Consider the following 12,132-nt stretch of genomic DNA (forward strand, 5'->3'; position numbering starts at 1 on the left):
TCCGGCGCGGTGACGGGCCACCACGCGTCGGTGAGACGAGCAGAACACCTCGCCGGGGGCGGCCGGTAACGCCACAGTCCGCCCACCGGAACACGTCTTGCCTGACGGTCCACGGTCCGCCTGGCGGACCGCCCCCGGCCCTTCAACGGCGTCCGCGGCTCCACACAGTTCGTCGGCGGCGCCGGCCGGGATGGCTCAGGTTTTCGCGGCGGACAGTTCGCGTTCGGGGCGGGGCGGTGAAGAGACGCGGGTTTCCACGCCGAACACGACGACCACCACGATGGAGACGGCCAGCGGGACCGCCCCCATGAGCGCGGTGGCCGGAATGGACGGGACTGCGAGCCCCGCGGCCAAGGCCGTGGTGACGAGGACGCCGCCCAGCTTGCCGACCCCGGCGGAGAGGCCGGAACCACGGGAGCGAATGCGTGTCGGATAGACCTCGGAACTGTAGGCGGCCAGCACGGCGGCGATGGTGGCCGTACCGACGATCGGGGCGGCGAGCAGCACGTACAGCCACGTGCTGCTCTCGGAGAGGGAATCCCCCGCCACCGAGAACGCGACCAGGGCCGCGGTGACGACGACCACGAGGACGACGAGGGTCTTCTTCGCGCTCCACAGGGCGTACGACGCGGCGGCGAAGAGGATCAGCGGTAGTCCGAGGAACGCCGAGTCGCGAAGCGCGCGGTCGGCCGTCGCCTGGTCCAGGCCGAGTTTCTGCAGATTGGAGGGGATCCACAACTGAAAGCCATAGGTGACGAGCCCGATGCCGAGGCCCAGGACGACCACCGCCAGGCTCAGCCCGGCGAGCGGTCGTTGAAAGAGCGGCGCGTATCCACCGCCTTTCGGCGGAATTTCGCTGTGTTCGGCCGGGACCTCGACTTCGGCCGCGGCCCCGGCCTCGACCGCTTCGGCCAACCCGTACCTGGCCATGATCTGTCGAGCCTCGGCCTCATGCCCGTGTGCGAGGAGGAAGCGCGGGGATTCGGGGATCCAGCGATTGAGCAGGATGAGCAGGACGCCCGTTGGCAGGCCGACCAGCCAGAGCGAGCGCCATGAGTAGGTCGGTACCAGTTCTGACGAGAGCCAGCTCATGAGAGCGTAGGCGACGGCGAGGTTGCCGCCGATGAGCACCATCACCCACCCCCGGTGGCGTGCCGGGATCGTCTCGGCCAGCAGGGAGAACGCGATGGGCAGCATCCCGCCCGCGGCCAGCCCCATCAGGGCGCACATGGCCAGGTTCCAGGCGAACGACGGCATGGTGCCGCACACGGCGGTCGTGACGAACATGACCCCGGCGAGGAGGATGGACGAGCGGCGGCCGATGCGGTCGCCCATCCATCCCCACAGGAACGAACCGAGCACGGTCCCGGTGAGGCCGCAGAGGGGCAGCAGAGCCACCGGCAGGGTGCCGTCCGGGTTGATGGCGGATTTCAGGCCGTACTCTCTGGCCATTCCCGGTGCCACGAAGCCGAGCGTGATCGGTTTCATGGCGTCGATGGTCACCGCCGCGGTCATGACCGCCATCAATCCGAGATGCGCCGGGCGGAGCGGGGTGTCGTCCCTGACACGGACCCGGACGTGCCGGACGTCCCGGACGCGCCGCACCGGGGCCGGCCCGCGAGGGACCAGGCCGTAGACGGTGGCGGCCAGGCCGACGACGATCAAGGCCATGCCGGCCATCATCGGCGCGTCCATCGGCATGCCGGCCATGTGGTAGCCCATGTGCGAGGAATGGAGGTACATCGGGAAGTGCAATGCGACCCCCGCCACGCAGGCGAAGAAACCGCACCAGAAGGCGAGAGGGTGTGCGAAGCGGGGACGTTGCGCGCCCCCGGACGCCTTCACGGTGCTTCCGGCGGCGTCCACTCCCACTCCCACGCGTTCCAGGTGACGTATGAGCCGAAGACCCCGACCGGCCGGATGTTGCGTAGGCCGCGTTTCGCGGTAGAGACACCTACCGGGAAATAGAGGGGGAGCGACGGCAGTTCCTCGGCCCAGAGCCGCTGCTGCCGGCGCATCAGGTCATGTCGTTCGTCCTCGTCGTGCTCCGCGGCCATCCGGTCGAGAAGTCCGTCGTTCTCCGCATGGCGCCAGCCGGACACGTTGATGCCGTACCACTCGTTGTCGTCCGGGATCTTCGATGAATGCCACATGAGGTATCCGGTGGTCTCCAGCCCCATCGACCAGGCGAACATCGCCATATGCCGGAACTTGCGCCTCCGGAAGACCGGGAACGCCTCGTCCGCGGGGAGCAGCTCGACCTGGACGCCCACACCGACCCGACCCAGCTGCTCCCGGATGAGGTCGGCGGCCTCCGGCCGCTGGGCCGACGCGGTCCATCGGCCTCCCTCCGCAGGCCGGGTGGTGAGCAGTTCGAGCACGAGCGGGGAGCCGTCGGGGGCTCGCCGCATCCCGTCGGCGCCACGCCGGAACCCGGCCGCGTCCAGCAGCGCCCCGGCCCGATCCCGGTCATGGTCGTAGCGGCGAACGTCGTCGGCGGCGGCCGGATGGCGGGCGGGCAGCCAGGAGTGGGCGATCGGCTGCCGCCCCTGGTAGAGCCGCTGTGAAAGCTCGCGCCGGTCGATGGCGTGGGCCAGCGCTCGCCGCACCTCCCGCCGGGCCAGGACCGGATCGTCGAGGTTGAGGTCGATGTGCTCCCAGGTGAGCGCGGGCGTGTAGTGCACGTCGACCGCCGGCGCCGCGCTCTCGAGGACGGCGGCGTCCTCGATGTCGAATCCGGTCAGGTCGGTGACGTCGACTTCACCGGTCAGCACCGCCTCTCGGAGCTCGCGTGGTCCCGGGTAGAAGCGGAAGACGATCCGGCGCACCAGCGGCCCGCCCCGGGGATGGGGTTCGGCGGCGATGACCGTGATGTGCTCACCGGGCTTCCATTCCTCCAAGCGGTACGGGCCCTGGAAGACGGGCGAGCGGAGGAACGGATGCCGGTCCCGGATCTCGGGGATCTGCAGATCGGCGTTCTCGAGCAGATGACGGGGCAGGACCGTGCCCCACTCTTCGTGCGGGGCGAACGCCTTGTCCGCGCTCCATCGAATGATCAGCGTGTAGGGGTCGCCGGCCGGGACGATCATCTCGCTGATGCTCTCGATGATCGTGTGGTGAGGGTAGGGCGGAGGCGTCGCCTTGAGCAGCTCGTAGGTGAACAGGGCATCGTGTGCCGTCACCGGGACACCGTCCTGCCAGCGCAGACCGCGCCGCAGCCGCCAGGTGATCTCGGTTCGGCCGTCCTCCAGCGTCCGGTGACCGCCGTTCGCGACGGTGGGCAGCTCTTCGGCGAGCTCCGGCCAGGCGCGCCAAGAATCGTCGTAGCGGGTCAGCTTGAGCATGAGGGTGCTCAGGACCGCCCATGTCGCGTGCCGCAGGCTGAAGTCCTGGACGAGCATGTCGGGTTCCTCGCAGAGCCCCACCACCACGGTGTCGGAGTCCAGCGCGGGAAGCGGCGACGGCGACCTGGAGCCGTGCGTTCCGGTCATCGGGCGTCCCCGAAAACGACCTTGAGATCCGTGGCCGTCCCCTCCCCGCCCTGCAGGACCCTGAAGATCGCCGTGTCTCCGGGCTGGTAGCGGGCGAGCAGTGACCGGAAGCCGCGGAAGTCGGCGAACGGCTCTCCGTCGAGGGCGACGACGATGTCCCCGGAGGTGATGCCGGCGGTGGCCGCCGGACCTCCTTCGAGCGCCTCCAATACGCGTATTCCCTGCGTGCCGCCGTCCGAATGCGATATGTACTGCAGACCGATCTTCAGCCCGCGCCAGAGCTGCGGACGCAGGTCCTTGCCCCATTCGACGAAGGCCTTGAGGATCCGGAGATCGGTTTCCCACCCGAGGTCCATGCTCTCCAGGAGCCATTGCTCTTCGTCGTGGTCCCCATAACCTTCGACTTTGACCGTGAGCCGCGTGCCGTCCGGGACGGTCTCGAGGGTGTTGGTGTTGATGTAGTGGTAGCTGGCGTTGTGATGGAAAACGAGGTTGTCCTGCATCAGCCTGCCGGGCGGATCGACGACGAGAAAGGTTCCCGGCCTGGACGGACCGTAGGCGTACTCGTAGAGGAACCCGCCGTGCGGACGGAGGTCCAGGTGCGCGTCGGTCGTCTCCCACCGGTTCAGCTCGGCGGGGTCGGTGAGTGCCCACCACACGCGCTCCCGGGTGGCCGCGATGACGATGGAGTTCTCGAAGGACCTTCTCATCTGCAGGGTCTCCTCTCGGGCGAGGTGGTCACCGCCTCACCTTCACCCATTCGGCCGAGGACGGGCCTGGAGTTTCCTGCTGCACGATCTGGAGTTTGTTGCCACGTCGGTGAACGTGGTCGGTGGTGATGGCACCTCGATCGATGGTTGGCTGTCGGTACTGTGCGCCGCCGCGGCCGATCGGGCGAGGGCCGTGGCAGAAGCCGGAAACGGAGGGACGCCGTGAAGTTCGCGCTGCTGATCTACCAGGAGGAGGAGAAGTGGTCTGGGGCCACGGAACAGGAACGTCGCGCCGCCTATGACGCGCACGGCGCCTTCATCCGCAGGCTCGCCGAGCGCGACGTCGGTCGTGACGGGGGCGAGGAGCTGGCGCTCTCGGGGTCGGCGAAGACCATGCGTCGCCGCGATGGCGACTGGCTGGTCACCGACGGCCCCTACGCCGAGACGACGGAGCAGCTGGGGGGCTTCTACATCATCGACGCCGCCGACGTGGACGAGGCGCTCGAGCTGGCCGCGTACCTGCCCGGTACCACGGTGGAGGTCCGTCCGGTCGCCGAGCCGCCCGCGTGCTGACCCGGAGCCCGCTCGGTGAGCGCAACAAACGCCGACTCGCTCGGCTGCGGAGCGCAATTTATCAGTAGCCAATGCGTAGCGGCCTGCCGGAGGGTTGAAGCGTCAGAGCACGGCATCCGATTGGAAGGATGAGCGGTTCAATGAGTGCCGATGGCGCAGCGGCGTTCGAGAGCCTGGCCGCCGACCTGGAAGCGGACGGTTTCGCGACGGGGAAGATGTTCGGACTGCCCTGTCTGAAGTACGGCGGGAAGGCCGTGGTCGCCCTCAAGGACGACGGAGCCGCGTTCAAACTCGGTAAGGACACGGCCGAACACGAAGCCGCACTCAAGCAGGACGGTGCGGAACTTTTCGACCCGGCGGGGCGGGGTGTGCCGATGAAGGACTGGGTGTGGCTTCCGCCCACGCAGGCGGCGAGCTGGCCCGATCACGCGAAGACCGCAGGATCGCGCGTCGGCGGTTGATTCGCGATAGTTCCCCGCACAGCGAAGCGGGCAGGAGACGTACTCGTCCCTGCCCGCTTCGCTGTGCGGGCCGCGCGCGGCTCGTTTGCTATTCGAAGTGGTAGTTCAGCGTGTAGGTCACGTAGGGCCACGCTTCATGCGTGGATACATGGCCTCCCGACCCGCGCAGGCCCTTGAGTTCGCCGGTGCCCGAGCCGGGGATCACGAACCAGCGGCTGCGGGCGACTCCGTCGTAGCCGCCCTGCACCTGCAGGACGAACGTGCCGGAACGGTCGCCGAGCCGTCCGTTCACGCGCACCAGGCCGGTGAATCGAGAGGTCCCGTCCTCGCGGGTGAACTTCTGGGATTCGGACCCCCCGTCGCCCTCGATCCCTCCGCGGAAGATCTGGAGCGTGCTGACGGTGCTGAGTTCGCCGCCTTCGGGAAGCTCCATGTACGGAGTTTCGACCCATTTGGTGATTTCGAACTTTCCGGTGGCGTGGACCTTCTTGCGGTGGTCCGGCTTGCCGGCCTCTTCGGTCGTGGCCGATGCCGGAATGCTCGTGGGAACCGCGGCGAGGGCCACGGCGGCGGTCGCGGCGAGGACCGTGACACGCATCTTCGGTCGCATCGATACCTCCATGAAGGATCAGGCGGAATGGGGGAGCGGGTCAGGGGGTGCGCCACGCGGTGGGCGGCGGCCTTCGTGCCTTGGTGAACTGCTCGAAGGCGAATCCGAACGCGAGCAGCCGCGCGTCGCTCCAGCGCGGGCCGATCAGCGACAGCCCGACGGGGAGCCCGGCCGATTGCCCGGCGGGGACGGTCAGGTGGGGGTGCCCCGCGATGGCCGCCGGTGAGGCCGCGCTCTCGAAGGCGGGGTCACCGGTCGCCAGGTCGGCCTTCCAGGCGGGTCCCGTGGTCAGGGAGACGATGGCATCGAGACGGTGTCGCTCGAGGGTCGTCTGGAGGGCCTCGCGGGCGCTCCGGAGGGCCGCCGCCCGTGGTCCGGCGCACGCCGGGTCGTCCAGGTCCCCGCTGGTCTGCTCCGCGGCCTCGAAGTAGTCCTGCCCGAAGTACGGCATCTCGATGCCGGAGTGAGCCCGGTTGTAGGCGATGAGGCCGGCCAGGGTGCGTGGATGATCGCCGGGGGTCGCCGCCAGGTAGTGGTTCAGGTCGTGCTTGAACTCGCAGAGCAGGGCTTTGAACTCGGAGAGCCGGTCCACCGGCGGGAGATCGACCGGTTCCACGAGCGTCGCGCCCAGGGCGCCGAGCGCGGCGACCGAGCGATCGAGGATCTCGGGGCCGTCCGGACCGCCGGCCACCGCGCTGCGCCACACACCGATCCGGGCACCGCGCAGCGATCGTTTCCGCGGATCACCGGGGTCGATGGTGAATCCTCCGCCGGACACGGTCACCTGATCGCCCGGGCCGGGGCCTTGCAGCGTCGCCGGATCGCCCGGGTCGGGGCCTTGCAGCAGCGCCAGCAGCAGTGCGGTGTCGGTGGTGTTCCTGCCGATCGGCCCCGGCGTGTCCTGCTTCAGGGAGATCGGAACGAGCCCGCGGCGGCTGATCGCGCCGCGGGTGGGTTTCAGCCCGACGACCCCGTTCATACTGCTCGGGCAGGTGATCGAGCCGTCGGTTTCGGTTCCGAGGGCGACCGTCGCGAGCCGGGCGCTCACGGCGACCGCGGACCCAGAGCTGGATCCGCAGGGGCTTCGGTCGAGCGCGTACGGATTGGCGGTCAGTCCGCCGACCGAACTCCAGCCGCTCACCGCCTTCGAGGAGCGCATCGCCGCCCACTGCGAGAGGTTGGCCTTCCCGAGCAGGACGGCTCCCATGGTGCGCAGTTTCTTCACCAGGAACGCATCAGCGGGGCGAGCGCGCGTCATGGCCGTCGATCCGGCAGTTGTGGGTTGCTTGTCGCCCGTGCCGATATTGCCCTTGAGCAGTACCGGGATTCCGTCCATGGGCCCGCGCAGCCGGCCCCCGGCCCGTCGCCTGTCGCTTTCCCGTGCGTGGCGCAGTGCGTCGGGATTGGCGTTGAGGACCGCGTGAAGATGGCCGTCGACCTTGCGGATTCCCCGCAGATAATGCCTCGTGAGGCGCTCGGAGCTCAGCCGTCCGGAATCCATGGACCGCTGGATTTCGGGGATGGTCATGGTCTCCAGGTCGGCGCCTCCTCCCTGCGCGGCGGCGGGCGGGGGTGACGTCCAGATTCCAGAGACGGCGAGTGCCATGGCGGTTCCCGCGGCGGTCGTCCGGTATCCGATGTTCGGCATGATCCGTCCCCGTGACAGTGGGCTGGCAACTGTCAGGGAATCGCAGAACCTCGGTTCCGGAAAGGGAAAAGTTGCGCGACATGGTGCGGCCGGCCGTCTGCCCATCCGCACCGGATCGCGCAACAAATGCCGGGTTGCGGCGGTGTTCCGCGACCTATGGTCAGGTGGAATCGGCACCATCGCGAGCGGGAGTTCGGCATGACGCTTCGGCGAGTGACGATCGGCCGTACCTCTGATGTCACGGTTCTCAATCCGTTGCTGTACAGCGATCTGGGCACCGGCGAGGTGCTGAACCGGATCTTCGATCACCTTGTGCTGACCGATGAACGGTTGCGCTATGTACCGGGGCGGCTGACCCGGAACTGGAGCGTTTCGGAGTCGGGACTGGTCTGGGATTTCGAACTGCGCCCAGAGGCGCGCTGGCATGACGAGACGCCGGTCACCGCACAGGACGCGGCCTTCACCTTCACCGCGCTGCAGAACTCCGCGAGCGGAAGCCATCGCTGGATGGAGTTCATGGTGGACGGCGAGCCCATCGCCTTCGAGGCGTTGGACGCACACCGCCTGAGGGTGCGGCTACCGCGGCCCTATCCCGCGCTTCTCAACGCCCTCGCCTGGCGTCCCGTACTTCCCCGGCACCGATATGCCGATGCCCCCCTGGACGGGCATCCGCTGAACGGGTCGCCGGTCGGTTCCGGGGCGTTCGAGTTCGCCCGATGGCACCGTGGTGATCGTGTGGTGATGCGGGCGAGGACCGGATACCACCTGGGAAGGCCGCCCCTGGACGAGGTCGTCTGGCGTTGTCTCCCCTCGGCCGAGTCCGCCGTCGAGGCGCTGATCGCGGGTGAGGTCGACTACGTCCCGGGCGTGCGGCCCGCGCTGGCGGACGAACTCGCCCGGAGCGGAGACCTCCGGGTGAACGCCTCGGTCGACGCCGGTTTCACCTACCTCGGCTTTCATCTGGACAACCCGCTCTTCGCCGATGTCCGGCTACGCCGCGCCATCGCCCATGCCATCGACCGTGAGCGCCTCGTTCGCGATGTGCTGGACGGGCACGGTGAGGTCGCGCACAGCATGATCACTCCGCTCAGCCCGTGGCACAACGCCGACGTCCCCCGTTTCGCGCATGACCGCCGGGCGGCGGGCGAACTGCTGGACGCGGCCGGCTACCCGCCCGGCCCCGACGGGATGCGCATGTCAGAGGACGGTCGTCCGCTCGCCTTCACTTTGCTGACGGTGGCCGGCGATTCGGTGAAGGAGAATGCCGCGGCGGCGGTGGCCGGGGATCTGGCCGATGCCGGCGTCGACGTGACCGTCAGGAGCCATGCCATGGGCGAACTCCTGCGGGACCACGTTTACCCGCGCACCTACGACGCGGTTCTGATGGCGCTCGTACCCAATCCCGATCCCGCCTTCCTCCATGCGTTCTACCACTCTGCGATGCTCACGCCACAAGGCTGGAACCGGCTGGCGTATCGCAATCCACAGGTCGACCGCTTGTTGGATCAAAGCCAGACCCAGCCGGACCGGGCCTCCCGCATGGCGCTCCTGAACGAGGCCCAGGCTCTGATCGTGGGAGACGTGCCGCAGGTGTTCCTGTTCCACCCGATGGTGACCGACGTCGCCCGCCGGAGGATCAAGATTCCGCAGCCGCCCCGTACGCCGGGTAACCGGTTCATGTATCTGCACCGATGGGACGTCACATGCTGAGGCGCGGCCAGGGAAAGGGCGCTTCGGTGGCCCCGGGCGGCGGCAACATTCGGAAGGTCTACCTGTATCAGGGGTTCACGAACTTTTCCCTCTTCATGCCGGTCTGGATTCTCTTCCTCCGGGACGAGCGGCATCTGTCGTTGACCCAGATCACCGTGATGATGGGGCTCTCGTGGCTGCTGATGGCGGGTGCCGAGGTTCCGGCGGGCGCGTTGGCGGACGCGGTGGGACGCCGGATCACGCTCCTCATCGGAACCGCGACGGTGGCGACCGGAATCGCGGTCATGGCGCTCGTCCCGGCCTATTGGGGGGTCATGGCCGGCTATCTGGTCTGGTCGGCGGGGATGGCCCTGCAATCCGGCACCGATATGGCCATGCAGTACGACAGCCTGAAGGCGGATGGCAGGGAGCAGGAGTACAAGTCCGTCGCGGGCCGTTCCTACGCGATCATCCAGTTCTCACAGGGTGTCGCCAGCGTCGCCGGCGGGGTGGTCGCGGCATGGTCGCTCGCCCTGCCGCTCCTGCTGTCGAGCCTGATGACCGTCGTCGGGCTGGGCTTCGTGCTGGCCACGAGGGAACCGCCACGGGAAGCGGCGGATCGCAAGCCGTACGTGGCGACGCTGCGGGCGGCCGGTTCGTTCGTCCGCCGTGAACCCGATATCCGGTACCTGCTGGTGTTCTCGGCACTCATCTCTTCGAGCGCGTGGATCGTCGTCTTCCTCCTCTTCCAGCCGTACGTTTCCGAGCACAGGCTGTCGGTCGGCTGGATCGGCGTGCTGTTCCTGGTCCTGCGTCTCGCGGGCGTCGCCGGGTCGCGCTTCGGTTCGGTGCTGGCCTCCGGAAGAGCCTTGCCGGCTTCGCTTTATGCAGGGCCTGCGCTGTTCACCCTCGGCCTGGCCGTCCTCGCCATGGCCGAGCAGTGGTGGATCGGGTTCGGCAGCATGCTGCTCATCGGGTTCGTTCAGGGTTCGCTGAGGCCGGTGCTGTCGGACCAGTTGAACCAGAGGGTCTCATCGGCCACCCGCGCGACCCTGCTCTCGCTGCAGGGGTTGTTGCTGACGTTGATGACCGCGGCTCTTCAACCGCTCCTCGGTTCGTCCATCGACCGGTGGGGCATGACGGCGTCGTTCCTGCTGCTGGGCCTGGTGACTTTGTCCGCGATGCCCCTGCGCGTGCTTTGGCGACGGAGCGAACCGCGTCCCGCTTCGGATTCCGTGCCCGTTGTGACCCGCGCGGGCTGAGGCCGTTCCAGCCGTGCGCTGGTCGCCATGCCGTCCCACACGCCGCGCCGGTCCGGCGGTGAGGGCAGTGACGCTCCCCGTCTACGCCTTCGTGCGGGTGGACGTGCCGCGAGGCCGGCGCCGCCGTGCTGGCGGTGCCGGCCCCGCAGTGCCGTCGCCGGTTCACCTCAGATCTGCGGCCGTCTCTGTGGGGACATCCGCTTCCTCCACGGGGGCGCCGGCCGGCCGGCCCGCCCTCCGGAGCAGAACCAGGGTGAGTACGGCCGCGGCGACCGCGATGAACGCGCCGGTCAGGAACGCGGCCTGGTAGCCGTCCACGAGACCGGCGCGAGAACCCGCGGCGCCGGTGGTCGCGGCGGCCGAGACCGCCACCAGGACGGCGAGCCCCAGCGCGCCGCCGATCTGCTGGGTGGTGTTGATCAGTCCGGCGGCGAGTCCCGCCTCGTGCGGCCGGGCCGTCGCCGTGGCCGCCACGGTGACGGCGACGAATGTGCAGCCCGCACCGGTGCCGACCAGGATGCACGGACCGGCCACCTGCGCCCAGTAGCCGCCCACGACGGAGATGCCGGACATCCAGCCGAGGCCGGCCGCGATCAGCGCCAGCCCGCCCGCGAGAACGTTGGCGTAGCCGAACCGGTCGACGAGTTTGGACGCGAACCCGGCGGCGGCCACGCTCATCGCCAGCGCCACCGGCAGTTGCCCGAGTCCGGCCTCGAACGGGGAGTAGCCGAGCACCTGCTGGAGATGGAGCGTGAGGAAGAAGAAGAACGGGAAGACGGACATGGTCAGGAGCACCGCCAGGAAATTGGCGCTGCTGAGGGTCCGGTTCCTGAAGATCGACAGCGGGATGAGCGGATTCGCGCTCCGCGCCTCGATGAGGGTGAACGCCGCCAGCAGGACCAGAGCGACCCCGGTCACGGTGAGCGTCCGCGCGGAGCCCCAGCCGGCCTCGTTGGCGTCCAGGATCGCGTACACGAGCAGCGCGAGCCCGACGGTGACGGTGACGGCCCCGGCGACGTCGAAGGCCCTGCCGGTCCGGTCGCCGCGCACTTCGAGCAGAAGGCGCCGGGCCAGGACCACGGCCGACGCGGCGATCGGCACGTTGACGTAGAAGACGGCCTGCCAGCCCAGCCACTCGGTGAGCACGCCTCCGAAGAGGAAGCCACAGGCTCCGCCGAGTCCCGACATGCTCATGAACACGCCCAGCGCACGGTTGCGCTCCGGGCCGGCGGCGAAGGTCGTCATCACCAGCATGAGCGCCGCCGGCGAGATCAGCGCCGCGCCCAGCCCCTGGCCCGCGCGAGCCGCGATCAGCCAGCCGGACGACATGGCCAGGCCGCCGGCCAGCGAGGCGACGGTGAGGATCGCCATGCCGAACATGAACATCCTGCGGGGCCCCGCCAGGTCGGCGAACCGTCCGCCCAGCAGGAGCAGCCCTCCGAAGACCACCGTGTAGGCGTTGGAGACCCAAGCCAGGTTGCCGGGAGCGAAATCCAGTTCCCTGCCGAGCGAGGGCAACGCGACGTTGACGATTCCGGCATCAAGGATCAGCACGAACTGCGCCGTGGCCAGCAGGGCCAGGGCGAGTCCCTTCGACCGATCGTTCTTCTGAGTCGCTGTATCCACGTGGGTCAGCTCCTCCCTTGTCGTTGGTTCTGTCCGCCGGCCTCCCAACCGGCCTTCACAGC

Annotated in this window: 10 protein-coding genes; 4 read left to right on the plus strand and 6 right to left on the minus strand. The window is 68.9% G+C overall.

Going from position 1 to position 12,132, the window contains the following annotated elements; genetic code table 11:
• Positions 1–195: 195 nt before the first annotated feature.
• Genes ACTWPP_RS12255 through ACTWPP_RS12265 form a run of 3 tightly spaced genes read right to left on the minus strand, consistent with a single transcriptional unit; the run spans position 196 to position 4,201 of the window.
• A complete protein-coding gene (locus tag ACTWPP_RS12255) occupies positions 196–1,878 on the minus strand; it encodes an MFS transporter (protein WP_443104320.1) in 1,683 nt (560 codons plus the stop codon).
• Complete coding sequence (locus ACTWPP_RS12260) at positions 1,842–3,491, minus strand: peptide ABC transporter substrate-binding protein (protein WP_443104321.1); 1,650 nt, start codon at positions 3,489–3,491, stop codon at positions 1,842–1,844. The genes ACTWPP_RS12255 and ACTWPP_RS12260 overlap by 37 nt, the downstream gene beginning before the upstream one ends.
• Entirely contained in the window at positions 3,488–4,201 is a 714-nt protein-coding gene (locus ACTWPP_RS12265; RefSeq protein ID WP_443104322.1) for an SRPBCC domain-containing protein, read from the minus strand. Before ACTWPP_RS12265 ends, ACTWPP_RS12260 begins: the two co-directional genes overlap by 4 nt.
• Positions 4,202–4,423: 222 nt before the next feature.
• Here ACTWPP_RS12265 and ACTWPP_RS12270 point away from each other — a divergent pair, with 222 nt between their 5' ends.
• Positions 4,424–4,774, plus strand: coding sequence for a YciI family protein (locus ACTWPP_RS12270; protein ID WP_443104323.1), 351 nt, complete (start codon positions 4,424–4,426; stop codon positions 4,772–4,774).
• A gap of 140 nt (positions 4,775–4,914) precedes the next feature.
• Positions 4,915–5,235 (plus strand): hypothetical protein, encoded by a 321-nt coding sequence (locus ACTWPP_RS12275; RefSeq protein WP_443104324.1) that lies wholly within the window; start codon positions 4,915–4,917, stop codon positions 5,233–5,235.
• 88 nt (positions 5,236–5,323) lie between these two features.
• On the opposite strand, the gene ACTWPP_RS12280 is transcribed toward ACTWPP_RS12275, so the two are convergent.
• Positions 5,324–5,845, minus strand: coding sequence for a DUF3224 domain-containing protein (locus ACTWPP_RS12280; RefSeq protein WP_443104325.1), 522 nt, complete (start codon positions 5,843–5,845; stop codon positions 5,324–5,326).
• A 40-nt stretch (positions 5,846–5,885) separates the two neighbouring features.
• A complete protein-coding gene (locus ACTWPP_RS12285) occupies positions 5,886–7,493 on the minus strand; it encodes an amidase (protein ID WP_443104326.1) in 1,608 nt (535 codons plus the stop codon).
• A 198-nt stretch (positions 7,494–7,691) separates the two neighbouring features.
• On the opposite strand from ACTWPP_RS12285, the gene ACTWPP_RS12290 reads away from it, so the two are divergent.
• Positions 7,692–9,203: an ABC transporter substrate-binding protein gene (locus tag ACTWPP_RS12290; protein WP_443104327.1), complete on the plus strand. Its 1,512-nt coding sequence runs from the start codon at positions 7,692–7,694 to the stop codon at positions 9,201–9,203.
• On the plus strand, positions 9,197–10,444 hold the full coding sequence (locus ACTWPP_RS12295) for an MFS transporter (RefSeq protein ID WP_443104328.1): 1,248 nt from the start codon (positions 9,197–9,199) through the stop codon (positions 10,442–10,444). The genes ACTWPP_RS12290 and ACTWPP_RS12295 overlap by 7 nt, the downstream gene beginning before the upstream one ends.
• Positions 10,445–10,606: 162 nt before the next feature.
• On the opposite strand, the gene ACTWPP_RS12300 is transcribed toward ACTWPP_RS12295, so the two are convergent.
• A complete protein-coding gene (locus tag ACTWPP_RS12300; RefSeq protein ID WP_443104329.1) occupies positions 10,607–12,070 on the minus strand; it encodes an MFS transporter in 1,464 nt (487 codons plus the stop codon).
• Positions 12,071–12,132 lie beyond the last annotated feature (62 nt).

Origin of the sequence: Actinomadura sp. 3N407, from assembly GCF_052245875.1 — a bacterium.
Classification (GTDB): Bacteria; Actinomycetota; Actinomycetes; order Streptosporangiales; family Streptosporangiaceae; genus Spirillospora.